Origin of the sequence: Leclercia sp. Marseille-Q4284 (assembly GCF_916618945.1) — a bacterium.
In the GTDB taxonomy this organism is placed as follows: Bacteria; Pseudomonadota; Gammaproteobacteria; order Enterobacterales; family Enterobacteriaceae; genus Enterobacter; species Enterobacter tamurae.
Map to the genome: position 1 here is coordinate 1,483,665 of NZ_CAKAKG010000001.1, position 16,914 is coordinate 1,500,578.

Here is a 16,914-nt window from a genome sequence, read left to right on the forward strand (position 1 = left end):
TCTCTGGCGGGCCTACTTCTGCAACACTTCAGCAAATTTCGCCAGCCACTGCGGATGCGCAGGCCAGGCGGGGGCGGTAACCAGATTATCATCGACATACGCCTCATCGATACCGATGTCGGCATAGTACCCGCCGCTGAGTCGGACTTCCGGCGCACAGGCTGGATAGGCGCTGCAGGTGCGACCCTTCAGAACGTCAGCGGCAGCCAGTAATTGAGCACCATGGCACACGGCGGCGATCGGTTTACGCGCCTGGTCAAAGGCCTGAACCAGTTTGATGACCTGTTCGTTCAGCCGCAGATATTCCGGCGCCCGTCCGCCCGGAATTAACAGGGCGTCATAATCCTCTTCTTTCACATCAGCGAAATTGGCGTTGAGAATAAAGCGATGGCCTGGCTTCTCACTGTAGGTCTGGGCGCCGTCAAAATCATGGATCGCCGTCATGATAAAGTCGCCTTTGGCTTTGTCAGGACAGACCGCATCAACCTGATGGCCAATCATCTGCAGTGCCTGAAACGGCACCATCGTTTCGTAATCTTCAGCGTAATCCCCGACCAGCATCAAAATCTTCTTGCTCATCTTAACCACTCCTCAAGGAATATATTGAAAGACAGATGGCGACATCAAGCCGCCAGCACTTTATTACGACCATCATTCTTGGCGCGATACAGCGCATCGTCTACGCGCTTAAACAGATCGTCAATACTTTCATCCGGGTTATGCCGCGCCACCCCAATGCTGACGGTAAAGCGGGGCAGGCCTGCAATGGTAATGCGGGCGATCGCCGCACGCAGGGTTTCAGCGATCTGCATTGCCGCATCCAGCGACGTGCGGGGCAGCAGCAGCACAAACTCCTCGCCACCCCAGCGGAAAACGTAATCGTCCTTCCGACAACAGCTTTCCAGCATCCGCGAGAGGGCAATCAACACCTCATCCCCCTTTTGATGCCCAAACACATCATTAATACCCTTGAAATGATCCGTGTCCACCAGCAGCAGGCTGAACTCCTGCTGGGCCGGAAGATGATTCGGTGAGGCCTGATCGGTAAGGTGATAAAACTGCCGGCGATTGAGCAGCCCGGTTAACGAATCGCGCAGCGCGGCGTGTTCAAGCTCCTGTTCAAGCCGTTTTTGCTCGGTAATATCGTGAATGATGCACAACATCAGTTTATCGCCGTAGATCTCAATCGGGCCGGCATAGGTCTGTACATGTCGGGTGGAGCCGTCAGCCAGGCGATGGACAAAGTTGAGCGGCTTATGGCCGCCGGGCAGGCGTGAGATCTCCGTCATCACCGGCATGATATTGCGCCCGAGGGTATTGATCTCCCAGGTGTGCTTGCTGCACATCTCCTCATGGGTGTAGCCATAAAAATTGAGAGCCGCGAGATTGGCATCAACCAGCTGACCGTCCCGGGCGGGATCGATTAACAGCATTGGCGCACTGTTGGTCTGGAAAAAGCGGGCGTAGAACCCCTGTTTTTTGCGTTGATAGGTGCCAGAGCTGGTGGCCTTGAGGCCCGTGACCGGCTGTCGGGCAATGCCCTCAAAAATAATCACCTCACCACAGCTGTCAAACACGGCCAGCGAGAGTCGGCAACTGAGGCTGGTCTGCTGGTTATTGACCAGCACGCTCCAGATCTCGATGATCTCTTGCTGGGTTTTTAAATCGGGCACATACATCGCAAGCGTTGCCTGGGCATGTGCCGAGCAGACCCCTTTGCGCAGGCTGTCAAGCGTCGCATCCTGCATAATCTTTTTTGCGGCCGTATTGGCGAACAGGAGATCCTCCGTAACCGGGGATACCACCCATACGGGCGTTTTAAGCATATCCAGTGCAGCAAACCCTGTAGGCGACATAGCTCAGTCTCATTTATCGGCACATCAAATGTCTGAGAACCACGGCGGAGCGGAACGCGTGGGCTTCTTTGAAACATACTCTACTTCATACGCTCAGGCAGGATTTTTTTGTGATATTCGTATGAAATTCGTATTAATTTTACCAACTGGAATAGTTTTATTCTCAACGGGTCGGCAGCATTGATTAAATTAATTTTCCTGTCTGCCCGAAGGAAAGGTAGTGCTGTTTTAGGCGAAAATGTGTTTAGTATCGGATTGAGATTAAGAAAACATTAGGGCTTTTTTCAAAAAAATCATAAAAACATATTCGACACAAAATAGTTTAAGCCCGGCTAACAAATACAGCTTCAAAGCGTGCGTGCGGCTTAAGTGTATAATTTATCAGGGTCACTACTTTTCAAGGCGTTAAGCATGCAATCTTCTTGTTGTCAGATGTTAATGCATGGGAGTCCCGGTAAAATAGGTTTTATCTCCTCCTTAAGGTAAATTCCATAACCTTTAAGATTAATAAATTGTCTCTACGAAATGAGGGTGAAAAATTAAAATCAGAATGCTATATATTCCCTATCATATGAAAATACCGCTGCGGGATATATTATGCTCAGAAACATTAGCGTAAGAACCTTTATTCTTTCTTATCTATTAGTCGTGCTTCTGGTAATTGATGGAATGGTCATTCTTTTAGCACCGCAAACATCTTTGTTAATTGCACTTAATGTTTTATTCGTCGTCGCGTTCGTGCTCCTGCGGGTTTACATGACCCAATACCTGGTCGTGCCCATCAATACGGTTAAGAGAAGCATAGAAGAGGTGGTCTCCGGCAATCTGGGTGTCACGATCCCGGAATTTGGTGATAACTGCGCGGGGCGATTGATCCCGGGCATCAACACGCTGTCGAGCAACATCGCCACGCTGGTGCGCGAGATCCGTTCTTCCTCTGCGACCGCAATGAGTCTCTCTGAACAACTGGCCGCTCGCAGTTCAGCCCTGGCGGCGAAAACAGAGCTGCAGTCCGCATCGCTGATCCAGACCTCAGCCAGTATGGAACAGATGGCCGCCACCACTAAAAACACTGCCGATAACACCCGCCTTGCTAACGAGAAGGCCAACGTGGCGACCCGACAGGCGCAGAAAGGCGGGGAGCTAATGGGGCAGGTCGCCACCAACATGAACTCCATCACCGAATGCGCTCAGCAGATGACCGAGATCATCACCATGATCGACGGTATTGCCTTCCAGACCAATATTCTGGCGCTCAATGCGGCGGTCGAAGCGGCCCGCGCCGGTGACCATGGCAAAGGCTTCTCCGTCGTGGCCGGGGAAGTGCGTAGCCTGGCGCATCGCAGTGCCGAGGCGGCAAAAAGCATCAAATCCCTGATCGCCGTTACCAGCAGCAACGTCAACCAGGGGGCGATGGTCGTCGCTGAAGCCGAGAAGAACATGCAGGAGATCGTCAGCGGCTCCGGGCAGGTCAGCAAACTGATGGATGAGATCTCCACTTCAACCTATGAACAGGAGAAGGGCATCGCGCAGATCACTCAGGCGTTAACCGATCTGGAAAACGTCACCCAGAGTAATGTGGGGATGGTGGAGGAGCTGTCCGGCTCCTCGGCGGTGCTGAAAAATCAGGTAGTTGAGCTGCAGGCCCGCACGCGAAACTTCCATCTGGAACCGGCATCACTATACGATGGGCAGTTCAAACCCGCGCGAGCCTGATATCACAACAGATATAAAAGCCTGGTTCGCCAGGCTTTTTTGTGCGTCAGGGTCCATTCAGGAATAGTCTCTTTTATGAATAAATTCAGCGCGATGGCGAGGGAAATGGTTGCTTAACCTGCCGGGGTGGCTAGACTGACAGCAAAGAACAGCTACTGGCGGAGGCGCTGTGGAAGGCTTAAAAGGATCGGAAGTTAACGTTCCTGACGCAGTTTTTGCGTGGATACTCGACGGTAAAGGCGGGGCAAGACCGCTCACCAACAATGATGTTATCGATCAGCAACATCCCTGCTGGCTGCACCTGAACTATACCCAGCCGGAGAGCGCCCACTGGCTGGCCTCAACCCCGTTATTGCCCAATAACGTCCGCGACGCGCTGGCTGGAGAAAGCCTGCGCCCGCGCGTGACCCGCATGGGCGAGGGGACGCTCATTACTCTGCGCTGTATTAATGGCAGCACCGATGAGCGGCCGGATCAGTTGGTGGCGATGCGCGTCTATATGGATGAGCGGCTGATTGTCTCCACCCGCCAGCGAAAAGTGCTGGCGCTGGACGATGTCGTCGGGGATTTAAAAGAGGGCACCGGTCCGGGCGATTGCGGTGGCTGGCTGGTGGATGTCTGCGACGCGCTCACCGATCATGCCAGCGAGTTTATCGAAGAGCTGCACGACAAAATTATCGATCTGGAGGATAACCTGATCGATCAGGTCATTCCCCCTCGCGGCTTCCTCGCGCTGCTGCGCAAACAGCTGATCGTCATGCGCCGCTACATGGCCCCGCAGCGCGATGTTTATGCCCGGCTGGCGAGTGAACGTCTTCCCTGGATGAATGACGATCAGCGCCGCAGAATGCAGGATATTGCCGACCGGCTCGGGCGCGGCCTCGATGAAATTGACGCCTGTATTGCCCGTACCGCGATACTGACCGACGAAATCGCCCAGGTTATGCAGGAGTCGCTCTCCCGCCGAACCTACACCATGTCGCTGATGGCGATGGTCTTTCTGCCCAGCACCTTCTTAACCGGGCTATTTGGTGTCAATCTCGGGGGGATCCCCGGCGGGGAATTCCGCTTTGGCTTCTCACTGTTTTGCATCATGTTAGTGGTTTTAATAGGTGGTGTTGCATGGTGGTTACATCGCAGTAAATGGTTGTAAATTTGCACAATTTTGTCGTTCTGGCAGGTCTGAAACGCCATTTTAATTGAGCGAGGTCAATAAACCCTTTACCCATAAGGTGCAATATCTCTTCCGCAGGTGAATGCAACGTCAAGCGATGGGCGTTGCGCTCCATATTGTCTTACTTCCTTTTTTGAATTACTGCATAGCAAAATTGATTCGTACGACGCCGACTTAAATAAGTCGGCTTTTTTTTGCCTGCAACCCAGCAGCGACTACCCTAAAAGAGTCATCCCGCTCTTCTGGAGGGTAATATGTGCATGCTTTTAACACTGCTGCTGCAACAGACGCGGCAATCGGACCCGGTCCCCACCGATCCGGTGCCTGTTCCCGAACCGATCCCACGCCCACAGCCGATGCCGGATCCGCCACCGGATGAAGTGCCCATTAAAATGTCGCATCAGAGGCGGAGATCTGCGAGGATACGCGCCTGCTGACTGTGTGTCTTTTACCGCGAGAATAACTGTGACTGCTTTTTCAACGCTGAACGTACTGCCTGCCGCCCAACTCGATAACCTTAACGAGTTGGGTTACCTGACGATGACCCCTGTACAAGCTGCCGCCCTGCCAGCGATCCTGGAAGGACGCGATGTCCGCGTACAGGCGAAAACCGGCAGTGGCAAAACGGCAACGTTTGGCCTCGGGGTGTTACAGCATATCGACGCCACCCTTTATAAGACCCAGTCTTTGGTGCTTTGCCCGACGCGCGAGCTGGCGGATCAGGTCGCGGCTGAGTTACGTCGTCTGGCGCGTTTTCTGCCCAACACCAAAATTTTAACCCTCTGCGGTGGTCAGCCGTTCGGCGCCCAGCGCGACTCGTTGCTGCATGCACCGCACATCATCGTCGCCACGCCAGGGCGTTTGCTCGATCACCTGCAAAAGGGCACGGTCTCCCTCGAGGCGCTGCAGACGCTGGTGCTGGATGAAGCTGACCGGATGCTGGATATGGGCTTTAGCGAGGCCATCGACGAGGTGACCCGTTTCGCACCGCCGTCGCGTCAGACCATGCTGTTCTCTGCTACCTGGCCAGAGGCGATTGCCGCCATCAGCGGCCGCGTGCAGCAAAACCCGATCGCCATCGAAATTGACACCGTTGACGCACTGCCGGCGATTGAACAACAGTTCTTCGATACCACCCAGCGAGGCAAAATTCCGCTGCTGCAAAAGCTGCTCAGCGTACATCAGCCAGCCTCGTGCGTGGTGTTCTGTAATACTAAAAAAGATTGCCAGGCGGTATGTGATGCCCTGACCGAAGCCGGACAGAGCGCACTGTCGCTGCATGGCGACCTGGAACAGCGCGATCGCGATCAGACCCTGGTACGTTTTGCTAACGGCAGCGCCCGCGTGCTGGTGGCGACCGACGTGGCCGCCCGCGGTCTGGACATCAAATCCCTCGAGCTGGTGGTGAACTACGAGCTGGCGTGGGATCCGGAAGTTCACGTTCACCGTATCGGCCGTACTGCCCGGGCCGGTAACAGCGGTCTGGCGATCAGCTTCTGCGCCCCGGAAGAGGCGCAGCGCGCCAATATCCTGGCGGAAATGCTGCAAATTAAGCTCAACTGGGTCGATGCTCCGGCCAACGTCAGCGTTGTGCCGCTGGTTGCCGGGATGGCGACGCTCTGTATCGACGGCGGTAAAAAAGCCAAAATGCGTCCGGGTGATGTGCTGGGTGCGCTGACGGGTGATATTGGTCTGGATGGTGCCGATATTGGCAAAATCGCGGTGCATCCGGCGCACGTGTATGTGGCTGTGCGTCAGTCAGTGGCACAAAAAGCGTGGAAACAGCTGCAAAACGGCAAGATTAAGGGCAAAGCCTGCAAGGTTCGTCTGCTGAAATAAGCGGGCGGGAGAGCGTCTCAGCGCGATCGCTGAGACGCTTAACGATTACTTCACTTCAATAACGTTCAGACGCATCTCATCCAGCTGAGTGTCATCTTCTTCCGGCTGCCAGCCCGCTGGCTGCATCGGGATCTCTTCGCGATCGAATGCCAGATCGCCACCGTTCACCACTTCTGAACCGTGCTTAATCCCTTTGAAATCAAACAGGTTGATATCGCTCAGGTGCGAAGGCACCACGTTCTGCATCGCGCTGAACATGGTCTCGATGCGGCCCGGATAACGTTTGTCCCAGTCGCGCAGCATATCGCCAATCACCTGACGCTGCAGGTTTGGCTGGGAGCCACACAGGTTGCACGGAATGATCGGGAAGGCTTTCGCCTCGGAAAAACGCTCGATGTCTTTCTCGCGGCAGTAGGCAAGGGGACGGATCACAATGTGCTTCCCGTCATCGCTCATCAGCTTCGGTGGCATGCCTTTCATTTTGCCGCCGTAGAACATGTTAAGGAACAGCGTCTGTAAGATGTCATCCCGGTGGTGACCGAGAGCAATTTTGGTCGCGCCCAGCTCGGTAGCCGTGCGATACAGAATGCCACGACGCAGGCGGGAGCAGAGCGAGCAGGTGGTTTTGCCTTCGGGGATCTTCTCTTTGACGATGCCGTAGGTGTTCTCTTCGACAATTTTGTACTCAACCCCCAGCTGCTCCAGATATTCCGGCAGGATATGTTCCGGGAATCCTGGCTGCTTCTGATCCAGGTTGACGGCAATTAATGAGAAATTGACCGGTGCGCTTTGCTGAAGATTGCGCAGGATTTCGAGCAGGGTGTAGCTATCTTTGCCGCCAGACAGGCAGACCATGATGCGGTCGCCTTCTTCAATCATGTTGTAATCCGCAATGGCTTCGCCGACGTTACGGCGCAGACGCTTTTGCAGTTTGTTGAGGTTGTACTGGTCTTTCTTGGTAATTTCTTGATTTTGCGACATTTAATAGTGGCTCAATTCGTTTGTGGCTAAAGCCGCCCAGGCGGCCCACCGTTAAGATGGGGGGCAGCAGGTCAACATGAAAAAGGATGGCGTGTATGGTACGGATTACGGCGGTGAATGTCAGCACGTTTTACAGCAAACGCCTGCCGCCTGGCTGGTTTTAAACAATAGACGCTATAGTTGTAGTCCATCCATAAAACGGGAGGTAGTCATGCAGTATGTTGAAAAAGATGACCCACGCGAGGCCCCGGAGTCGGGCGATAAAAAGCCCCAACCCGTCAAAAAATAGCTGACCGTGCGTCATGCCCACGCCACCGGCATTCGCTGGTGGCTTTTTTATGCCTTCACCCGCCCGCGCCACCCTGACGGCGCTCAGTAAGTAGTGCTGTATCGTCCTTGCGTACTCATCAAAAAGGCCCATGTGTTGTTGAAGATCAATTCTGTACGATAGAGAAGAGACAGGTACTGAAGGCGATAGTCAGCAAAAACACGACTGATACGATGAGGTGCTAACGATGGGTAAACAGTGGCAATTACTGATAGGTATGTTTGTTTTACTGGCAGTATTTTCATCCGCAAAAGCAGATACCACGGCGATGGGGTTGACGTTAGGTAAAACCACGCTGCAGCAGTTCATTAAAGCCTATCCTTCCGCCCAGCATGAGGGGCGCAGTAAGTGGAGCGACGGTGATATTTTCTCTATTCCCAATAATGAACTGGGATTAGAGGGCGCAAAAAATAATGCGATTATCTTCAATCAAGCGGGAAGGATCACCGCGATTATGCTTGAGCTGGATAAGACGCGATTTGATGAAGTTGAGAGTATGCTCGAGCATAAATATGTGGCGCTGAAAAAACAGATCTCTTTCGCCGGTGACAAATACGCCAAATACCAGAATGAAAATGATTTAATCGAGCTCGATGCCCCCTATTTAGCACCCGTCATGAAACTCACCTACTCAGAACAACTCTTCCAGGAGGCTTGGCTGAAAAAGAGCGCGCAGGAATTTAGCCGCCGCTGATAACGGCGCAGGGGGGGAGGCTGGCTTACACTTAGCCGGTACGCGGCGTTCCGTCACGCCGTTCAGGCGAGTCATGCTTATCGGAAAGGAGCCAGTTATGGCAAATAAAGTCTCTGGACAGTGCCACTGTGGTGCGGTCAGGTTTACCGTTGAACTCTCGGACGGGTTCAACACTATCCGACGTTGTAACTGCTCGTTCTGCCGGATGCGCGGGGCAATCGCGGTCTCCGCGCCGTTATCCGGGCTGGACATTATTCAGGGCGCGTCGCTGCTGACCGAGTACCGGTTTAACACCCGGGCGGCAGTGCACTATTTTTGTTCGGTCTGCGGGATTTACACCTTCCACCAGCGGCGTTCAACGCCGGATCAGTATGGCGTCAACGTCGCCTGCCTTGAGGGCGTCTCGCCGTTTGATTTCCCGGAGGTGCTGGTGATGGAGGGAAGACACCACCCTAACGACGGGGGTGGCGGTGTGGCCGGTGTGCTGAGCTATCGCGCGACCGACAGCTAGGGCAGCCATTTATCAGGGCAGGTCATAGGCACAGCGGATGTGCGATCAGGCAATTTTTCTCTCTTTGAATTTGCCTTTCACTACCCCGTCATAGAAACGTCCCTTTGAAACCACGCTCAGGAAATCGTTAAAAATACGCACAGGCACGGACTGATATTGCCAGGCGCTGTGATCCCGAAAACGGACTTCCAGCGTCTCGTTGCTTGTATCGTAGGCAATCGAGGCGATGCGCGAAGATTTAACAGAATGGTGGTTCACGATAGTGAGTCCTCTACAGCCGGGCAGACATGAGATTTATCTTGTATCAGAAAGGTTAAACGGCGCAACAAAATTTGAAGGCAAGGCGGCAAGGGATATAAAGCGTTAGCCCGCGCCGTAACGCGGGCTAATTTCATCAGAACTGGTAAACCAGACCGACGGCGACGATGTCATCGGTGCCGATGCCATTGTCTTTGTAGAACTGCTCGTCTTCATCCAGCAGATTAATTTTATAATCAACGTAGGTAGACATATTTTTGTTGAAGTAGTAAACCGCCCCGACTTCAGCATATTTAACCAGATCCTGATCGCCCTGACCGTTGCCCAGGTCTTTACCTTTAGACTGCAGGTAAGACACCACCGGACGCAGGCCGGAATCAAACTGGTACTGAGCCGTTACTTCGAAGTTCTGGGTTTTGTTTGCTACCGCGTCAGCCTGGTCGCCGTACGGGGTCATGTTACGGGTTTCAGAGTACATGGCTGCCAGGTAGATGTTGTTGGCGTCGTATTTCAGACCGGTAGTCCATGCGTCCGCTTTGTCGCCGCCTGCGGTGGTTTCGTTAACCTGTGCATTGGTACGGTCAGAAGAAGTGTAGGCCGCCGCCGCGCTGAAGCCCATACCGAAGTCGTAGGAGGTGGAGATACCGAAACCGTCGCCGTTCTCATGACGTACGTCACGGCCGTTGTTGGTGCCTTCGTTACCGTTACCGCTGTCTTCGTTGTTACCCTGGTACTGCAGGGCGACGTTCAGGCCTTCAACCATGCCGAAGAAATCGCTGTTACGGTAGGTCGCCACGCCGTTCGCACGACCGGTCATGAAGTTATCGGCTTTGGTGTAGGTATCGCCGCCGAACTCTGGCAGCATATCGGTCCAGCCTTCCACGTCGTACAGCACGCCGTAGTTACGGCCATAATCGAAGGAACCGTACTGGTCGAATTTCAGACCAGCAAACGCCAGACGGGTCCAGGACTGATTTGATGAACCTTCGGTGTTGTTTGCCTGAATATTATATTCCCACTGGCCGTAACCGGTGAGCATATCGTTGATCTGGGTTTCGCCTTTAAAGCCGATACGCATATATGTCTGGTCGCCGTCAGCACTGCTGTCGTCGGAGAAATAGTGCAGACCGTCAATTTTACCGTAAAGATCTAATTTGTTGCCGTCCTTATTATAAATTTCAGCGGCATTTGCTGCGCCTGCCATTAACAGGGCAGGGATCATCAGAGCCAGTACTTTTCTTTGCATTGTGACTAATCCTTATGCTGTTTTTATATTTAATATTTTTAAACTTTCCATTGAACTTTCTGCGTTGGAAAGTGGTCACATGCTAAATCACTCTTCCTTCCAGCGATAAAGCATAATTGTTACCAATTAAGTGAAATCTCAAGTATTTGCTGCCAGTGAAATAGTCATAAGTTTAGTGAATACATTAAATAAAACTATATAAAACAAAAATTACTCATTTCTCAATAAACTCAGTAGACTCTGGTTTGTTATATGCCTGTAGTATTTTCGTCCGTTTATTTGATAAATACTTTTCTGATTCATAACTGATATTTATTGCTGAACAGGATCACCCGCCAGTACTTTCCTGGCGGGTTTTTTTATAGCCAAAGAAAAGCCCGGACATGCCGGGCTATATATGTTATTCGCTTGCCGACTTTTCGGCTTTCCCGGCTAGCTGCGCCAGGAAGTCGTAGCGTTTTTGCAGATCGGCGGCGGCATCCTTCCACAGCTGCTCTGCCACTTCAGGCTGCTGGGCGTTGAGGCGACGGAAGCGTTGCTCCTGCATCAGCGTCTCTGCCAGCGCATCCGACGGTGGACGGGAGTCCAGTGCCAGCGGCAGCTTGCCCTCATCGGCACGACGCGGGTCGAAGCGATACAGCGGCCAGAAACCGGTAGCCGTTAGCTGGCGCATCTGATCGTGGCTCAGGGCCAGATCGTAGCCGTGCTCCTCGCATGGGCTGTAGGCGATGATCAGCGACGGACCCGGATAGGCTTCCGCCTCCTGAATCGCCTTCACGGTCTGGTTGAGCTGCGCGCCCAGCGAGATCTGCGCCACATACACATGACCGTACATCATCATGCTGACCCCCAAATCTTTGCGCGCCTTGCGTTTGCCATGCTCGCCAAACTTGGTTACCGCCCCCAGCGGCGTCGCTTTTGACGCCTGGCCGCCGGTATTGGAGTAACACTGGGTATCCAGCACCAGAATGTTGACGTTCTCGGTCAGGCTCAGGACATGATCCAGCCCGCCAAAGCCGATGTCATAGGCCCAGCCGTCACCGCCAATCAGCCAGATCGATTTCTCGACCAACGCATCGGCATCGGTTAACAGCTGCTCAGCGCCATCAACGCCCGCCAGATGCTGACGCAGCTCCGCCACCTGCTGACGACGCACGTCCGGCGTGGCCTCGCTGTGCAGGGCGCTGTTGAGCTCTGCCGGGATGTTATCGGCAAACTGTTCCAGCAGACGCATCACGCGCACCCGATGCTGATCCACCGTCAGGCGGAAGCCCAGGCCAAACTCGGCGTTATCCTCGAACAGCGAGTTGGCCCACGCCGGCCCGCGACCATTAGCATCGGTGGTGTACGGCGTTGACGGCAGGTTGCCGCCATAAATCGACGAACAGCCGGTGGCGTTGGCGATCAGCATCCGGTCGCCATACAACTGGGTCAGCAGCTTGATGTACGGCGTTTCGCCGCAGCCGGAACAGGCCCCGGAGTATTCGAACAGCGGGGTGATCAGCTGCGAGGTACGAATATCAATGCGCTCGAGGCTGTTGCGATCGATTTCCGGCAGGTCGAGGAAGAAGTCATAATTCACCTTCTCCTCTTCCACATGCTCAAGGCGCGACATCATATTGATGGCCTTGATCTCCGGGTTCTGGCGATCTTTCGCCGGGCAGACTTCCACGCACAGGTTACAGCCGGTGCAATCTTCCGGTGCCACCTGCAGGACATATTTCTGGCCGCGCATGTCGCGGGATTTCACATCCAGCGAGTGCAGGCTGGACGGGGCGCTCTCCATTGCCTCAGGCGAGACGACTTTGGCGCGGATCGCGGAGTGCGGGCAGGCCGCCACGCAGTGGTTACACTGGGTGCACAGCTCCTCTTTCCAGATCGGGATCGCTTCGGCGATATTGCGTTTTTCCCAGCGGGTGGTCCCCATCGGCCAGGTACCGTCCGGCGGCAGGGCGGAGACGGGCAGGGCATCGCCCAGACCGGCCAGCATCGCGGCGGTAACGGTTTTGACAAAATCCGGCGCGGCATCGGAAACCACCGGCGGACGGTTCGGGCTGTGAGCATTCACCGGTTGCAACGGCACCTCCGCCAGTGACTCCCGCGCCAGGGCCAGCGCCTGCCAGTTGCGTTCCACCAGCTCCTGGCCTTTGCTGCTGTAGCTTCTGGCGATAGCGCCCTGGAGTTCCATCAGGGCGCTATCGCCCGGCAGGATCTTCGTCAGATGGAAAAACGCCATCTGCATAACGGTGTTAATACGTGCCGCGAGGCCGCACTCACGGGCGATTTTTGCCGCATTAACAATATAGAATTTGGCTTTTTTCTGATTCAGCACCGCCTGGACTTCCTGCGGCAGCCGTCCCCAGACCTCATCGGCACTGTAGGGGGTATTGAGCAGGAATATCCCGCCCGGTTTCAGGCGCTCGGCCATCTGGTATTTGTCGATAAACTGCAGCTGGTGGCAGCCGACGAAATCGGCCTGTGAGACCAGATATGCCGAGCGGATCGGCTGCTCGCTGACGCGCAGGTGGGAAACCGTCAGGCCCCCTGCTTTCTTCGAGTCATAGACGAAATAGCCCTGGGCATACCACGGCGTAGAGTTACCGATGATCTTGATGTTATTTTTGGTGGCCGAGACGCTGCCGTCGCTGCCCAGACCGTAAAACAGCGCTTCCAGCTTCGCGGTGGAGGGCAGGGTATTTTCCGGCAACGACAGTGACAGATTGGTCACATCGTCATAGATGCCGACGGTGAAGCGCGGCTTCGGCTTTGCAGCGCTCAGCTCGTTGAAGATCGCCAGCACGCACTCCGGACCGAACTCTTTGGAGGAGAGGCCATAGCGCCCGCCAATCACCCGCGGCAGGGTCTCGCGCTCGCCGCCGTTAAAGGCCTCGGCCAGGGCGGTCATCACGTCCAGATAGAGCGGCTCGGCCTGGGCGCCCGGCTCTTTGGTGCGATCCAGCACCGCCACCGACCGCACGCTCTCCGGCAATACCGCCAGCAGGTGTTTCGCGGAGAACGGGCGATACAGGCGCACTTTCAGCACGCCGACTTTTTCACCCCGGCTCAGCAGCTCGTCCACCACCTCTTCACAGGTACCGATGGCGGAACCCATGATCACAATCACGCGCTCCGCCTGCGGATGGCCGTAATACTCGAACGGTTTGTACTCGCGTCCGGTGGCGGCGGCAAAATCGGTCATCGCCTGCTCTACGTGGTCATAGACCGCGTTGTACCACGGGTTGGTAGCTTCCCGGGACTGGAAGTAGGTATCCGGGTTGGCGGAGGTGCCGCGGATCACCGGATGTTCCGGATTGAGTGCACGGGCGCGGTGAGCATCAATCTCCGCCTGCGGGAGCAGGCTGCGGATGGTGTCGTCGGAAATCGACACGATCTTGTTAATCTCGTGCGAGGTACGGAACCCGTCGAAGAAATGGATAAACGGCACCCGGCTTTTCAGCGTCGCCATATGGGAGATGAGGGCAAAATCCTGCGCCTCCTGCACGCTGGCGGAACAGAGCAGGGCGCAGCCGGTCTGGCGGACGGCCATCACATCGGAGTGATCGCCAAAAATCGACAGGGCGTGCGTGGCGATGGTGCGCGCTGCGACGTGCAGCACGAAGGGGGTGAGCTCTCCCGCCAGCTTGTACAGCGTCGGGATCATCAGCAGCAACCCCTGCGACGAGGTGAAGGAGGTGGACAGCGCCCCGGTCTGCAGCGCGCCGTGGACGGTGGCAATCGCCCCTGCTTCTGACTGCATTTCGACCACGCGAGGGACATCGCCCCAGACGTTCTTCAGCCCGTTTCCGGCCCAGGCATCCGCCTGTTCAGCCATGGTTGAGCTGGGTGTAATGGGATAAATGGCGATCACTTCACTGGTGCGAAACGCCACGGACGCGACTGCGCCATTCCCGTCAATAGTTTGCATATGACACCCTTACATTGCGCAAAGAAAAAGGGACCCGTGATACGTCGACGCGTCCTGTAGTTATCTTTTTATTTTAGCAAAGGCCCGCTGAAACGATTTTCGCTTTTGTGTCCTGCTTATTAATGCCATCAATGGTTTGATCAAACTTTTGCCTGAAAATAGTCTGTAATTGTTTTGACAGCGCAGAAAACCGCGCTTCGGCTCTCGACGGCAGGACGTGTGATGCCTATTATGCATAGGTTTTGCAATTCAATATGGGGAGAGAATATGCGCGCAGCATTTTGGGTAGGGTGTGCCGCTTTGTTACTGTCGGCCTGTAGCAATGAACCAGTACAGCAGGCTACCGCCGCGCACGTCGCGCCGGGGATGAGAGCGGCGATGTCCAGTTCCGGCGAGGCGAATTGCGCCATGATTGGCGGGTCGCTGTCCATTGCGCGTCAGCTGGACGGCTCGGCCATCGGCATGTGTGCGCTGCCTAACGGCAAACGCTGCAATGAACAGTCGCTTGCCGGCGGTTCGTGCGGGACTTACTGATTACTCAGCGCGTTTAAAGACCAGCGTCGTCTCTGCCGTCGCCAGGGTTAACACGTCTTCCGTCAGATCGACCTGCGTACCGTTACGCAGCATCGTGCCGATCGCGTGATCCAGGTCATTGAGCTGTGGCTCGGTACACAGTTTTCGCGTCATGGCGAGCGCTTTTACCTTGAGCTCGCCGTCTGACAGCTTGCCCTGTCCGTTGAAGCGATTACACATCACACCGGATACGGCCAGGTCTTCCCCAAAGGCGATTTCCGGCGGGGTAGTAGCCGGGTTGATGGCGGTGCCATTGATACTTTGCAGCACGAAGCGGTGCTGCTGAAGCTGTTCTTCCTGAACAGAGGCTTTTCCTGGATTGACACAGCCTGCCAGCGCCATGCTGAGGATCGTTACTGCGACGAGCGTTTTCATGGTTCTTCTCAATATATTCACTTCATAAATATCTAATGCATAGTCTATTGCGCTGGCGGGAATTGTCTTGCGGGAAAATCTGAAAACCGGGCGGGGTTTGTTCCCTCTCCCTTGAGGGAGAGGGAGAATTACGTCACTCAGAACAGTGCGTTCGGGCTTGCTTCGCCTTTCTCCAGCTGGCTCAGGTTCCCCAACGTGGTCTCCGAAATACTGATCAGCGCCTCGGCGGTCAGGAACGCCTGATGGCCGGTAAACAGCACGTTGTGGCAGGCGGACAGGCGACGGAACACGTCATCCTGGATCACGTCGTTAGACTTATCTTCAAAGAACAGATCGCGTTCGTTCTCATATACGTCCATCCCCAGTGCGCCGATTTTTTGCGTTTTCAGCGCTTCAATGGCCGCCTGAGAGTCCACCAGGCCACCGCGACTGGTGTTAACAATCATCACGCCATCTTTCATTTGGTCAAATGCGCTCTGGTTCAGCAGATGGTAATTGTCTGCGGTCAGCGGGCAGTGCAGGGAGATGACGTCTGACTCGGCATACAGGGTTGCCAGGTCGACATACTCCACGCCCATCTCCAGTGCGGCAGCGCTTGGATAGGGATCGAACGCCAGCAGGCGCATACCAAAACCTTTCAGGATCCGCAGCGCCGCGATACCGATTTTACCGGTGCCTATCACCCCGGCAGTTTTGCCGTACATGGTGAAACCGGTCAGCCCTTCCAGCGAGAAGTTGGCATCACGGGTACGTTGATAAGCACGGTGAATACGACGGTTTAAGGACATCATCAGGCCGATGGCATGTTCAGCCACAGCTTCCGGGGAGTAGGCCGGTACGCGTACCACCTGCAGACCCAACTCTTTGGCCGCGTCGAGGTCAACATTGTTGAAGCCCGCGCAGCGCAGCGCGATGTACTTCACGCCCTGTCTTTTTAACTCTTCCAGCACTGGGCGACTGCCGTCATCGTTAACAAAAATACAGACCGCATCGAAGCCGTGGGCGGTTTTGGCTGTTTTTTCGTTAAGCAGAAAGTCGAAAAATTCAAGTTCGAATCCATATCCCTCGTTAACATGTTGCAGATACTTTTTGTCGTACTGCTTTGTGCTATATACCGCGAGTTTCATAAGACTTTCTCCAGTGATTTTGGAACTACGTTAGCATGATTAAAATAATCATACAAATTATAAAATATTATTGAATTCAATAAGTTCTGAGAATGATTTTACACCATCCCACCTCCCGCAGGTGAAATAGAGAAGGCGCTCGTTTCATCTCACAATAAAACTAAATAAAACAACAGTATAAAGTTAATTCACTGCCGTCTCGCTCGATATAACTATAAGCGTAACTTATAGTTTCAGGGTGGCGACTTGCTGCATCTACAATCGGAGTTTCAAAATGAAATCCACCGCACAACATGTCTCGAAAGAACAAC

Annotated in this window: 16 protein-coding genes and 1 pseudogene; 8 read left to right on the forward strand and 9 right to left on the reverse strand. The window is 54.5% G+C overall.

What is annotated here, in order from left to right:
* Positions 1 to 12 precede the first annotated feature (12 nt).
* Positions 13 to 579 (reverse strand): DJ-1/PfpI family protein, encoded by a 567-nt coding sequence (locus LG383_RS06930; protein ID WP_106993094.1) that lies wholly within the window; start codon positions 577 to 579, stop codon positions 13 to 15.
* 44 nt (positions 580 to 623) lie between these two features.
* On the reverse strand, positions 624 to 1,856 hold the full coding sequence (locus LG383_RS06935; protein ID WP_225758641.1) for a sensor domain-containing diguanylate cyclase: 1,233 nt from the start codon (positions 1,854 to 1,856) through the stop codon (positions 624 to 626).
* Positions 1,857 to 2,453: 597 nt separating this feature from the next.
* Between LG383_RS06935 and LG383_RS06940 the strand changes: the two genes are divergently transcribed.
* The 4 genes from LG383_RS06940 (at position 2,454) to dbpA (ending at position 6,585) form a co-directional block, all read left to right on the forward strand.
* Positions 2,454 to 3,572 carry a methyl-accepting chemotaxis protein gene (locus tag LG383_RS06940; protein WP_225758642.1) on the forward strand — a complete coding sequence of 373 codons (1,119 nt, stop codon included), beginning with the start codon at positions 2,454 to 2,456 and terminating at the stop codon, positions 3,570 to 3,572.
* A gap of 169 nt (positions 3,573 to 3,741) precedes the next feature.
* On the forward strand, positions 3,742 to 4,725 hold the full coding sequence (zntB, locus tag LG383_RS06945) for a zinc transporter ZntB (RefSeq protein ID WP_106993091.1): 984 nt from the start codon (positions 3,742 to 3,744) through the stop codon (positions 4,723 to 4,725).
* A 281-nt stretch (positions 4,726 to 5,006) separates the two neighbouring features.
* Positions 5,007 to 5,183, forward strand: coding sequence for a hypothetical protein (locus LG383_RS22940; RefSeq protein WP_269468323.1), 177 nt, complete (start codon positions 5,007 to 5,009; stop codon positions 5,181 to 5,183).
* A gap of 28 nt (positions 5,184 to 5,211) precedes the next feature.
* A complete protein-coding gene (dbpA, locus tag LG383_RS06950) occupies positions 5,212 to 6,585 on the forward strand; it encodes an ATP-dependent RNA helicase DbpA (RefSeq protein ID WP_225758643.1) in 1,374 nt (457 codons plus the stop codon).
* A 45-nt stretch (positions 6,586 to 6,630) separates the two neighbouring features.
* On the opposite strand, the gene ttcA is transcribed toward dbpA, so the two are convergent.
* Complete coding sequence (ttcA, locus tag LG383_RS06955; protein ID WP_106993087.1) at positions 6,631 to 7,566, reverse strand: tRNA 2-thiocytidine(32) synthetase TtcA; 936 nt, start codon at positions 7,564 to 7,566, stop codon at positions 6,631 to 6,633.
* Between the two features lie 74 nt (positions 7,567 to 7,640).
* Positions 7,641 to 7,745, reverse strand: a pseudogene (locus LG383_RS23010) (hypothetical protein); the annotation flags it as partial.
* A gap of 32 nt (positions 7,746 to 7,777) precedes the next feature.
* Here LG383_RS23010 and LG383_RS06960 point away from each other — a divergent pair.
* The 3 genes from LG383_RS06960 to LG383_RS06970 all read left to right on the forward strand — a co-directional run bounded on the left by LG383_RS06960 (position 7,778) and on the right by LG383_RS06970 (position 9,099).
* Positions 7,778 to 7,855, forward strand: a complete 78-nt coding sequence (locus LG383_RS06960) for a hypothetical protein (protein ID WP_225759512.1) — start codon at positions 7,778 to 7,780, stop codon at positions 7,853 to 7,855.
* A 226-nt stretch (positions 7,856 to 8,081) separates the two neighbouring features.
* The gene (locus LG383_RS06965) at positions 8,082 to 8,588 is read left to right on the forward strand and encodes a hypothetical protein (protein WP_225758644.1); all 507 of its coding nucleotides are present in this window, start codon (positions 8,082 to 8,084) and stop codon (positions 8,586 to 8,588) included.
* 97 nt (positions 8,589 to 8,685) lie between these two features.
* The gene (locus LG383_RS06970) at positions 8,686 to 9,099 is read left to right on the forward strand and encodes a GFA family protein (RefSeq protein WP_106993084.1); all 414 of its coding nucleotides are present in this window, start codon (positions 8,686 to 8,688) and stop codon (positions 9,097 to 9,099) included.
* 45 nt (positions 9,100 to 9,144) lie between these two features.
* Here LG383_RS06970 and LG383_RS06975 read toward each other — a convergent pair whose 3' ends face one another.
* The 3 genes from LG383_RS06975 to nifJ form a co-directional block, all read right to left on the reverse strand.
* Positions 9,145 to 9,357, reverse strand: coding sequence for a KTSC domain-containing protein (locus tag LG383_RS06975; protein WP_106993083.1), 213 nt, complete (start codon positions 9,355 to 9,357; stop codon positions 9,145 to 9,147).
* A gap of 136 nt (positions 9,358 to 9,493) precedes the next feature.
* The gene (gene ompC / locus LG383_RS06980) at positions 9,494 to 10,603 is read right to left on the reverse strand and encodes a porin OmpC (RefSeq protein ID WP_106993082.1); all 1,110 of its coding nucleotides are present in this window, start codon (positions 10,601 to 10,603) and stop codon (positions 9,494 to 9,496) included.
* Between the two features lie 400 nt (positions 10,604 to 11,003).
* Positions 11,004 to 14,528, reverse strand: a complete 3,525-nt coding sequence (gene nifJ / locus LG383_RS06985) for a pyruvate:ferredoxin (flavodoxin) oxidoreductase (RefSeq protein ID WP_225758645.1) — start codon at positions 14,526 to 14,528, stop codon at positions 11,004 to 11,006.
* 267 nt (positions 14,529 to 14,795) lie between these two features.
* Between nifJ and LG383_RS06990 the strand changes: the two genes are divergently transcribed.
* Entirely contained in the window at positions 14,796 to 15,062 is a 267-nt protein-coding gene (locus LG383_RS06990) for a DUF333 domain-containing protein (protein WP_166182626.1), read from the forward strand.
* On the opposite strand, the gene hslJ is transcribed toward LG383_RS06990, so the two are convergent.
* Both hslJ and LG383_RS07000 read right to left on the reverse strand, forming a co-directional pair.
* On the reverse strand, positions 15,063 to 15,476 hold the full coding sequence (gene hslJ / locus LG383_RS06995) for a heat shock protein HslJ (protein ID WP_225758646.1): 414 nt from the start codon (positions 15,474 to 15,476) through the stop codon (positions 15,063 to 15,065).
* 137 nt (positions 15,477 to 15,613) lie between these two features.
* Positions 15,614 to 16,603 carry a 2-hydroxyacid dehydrogenase gene (locus LG383_RS07000; RefSeq protein ID WP_106993079.1) on the reverse strand — a complete coding sequence of 330 codons (990 nt, stop codon included), beginning with the start codon at positions 16,601 to 16,603 and terminating at the stop codon, positions 15,614 to 15,616.
* Positions 16,604 to 16,914: the final 311 nt, after the last annotated feature.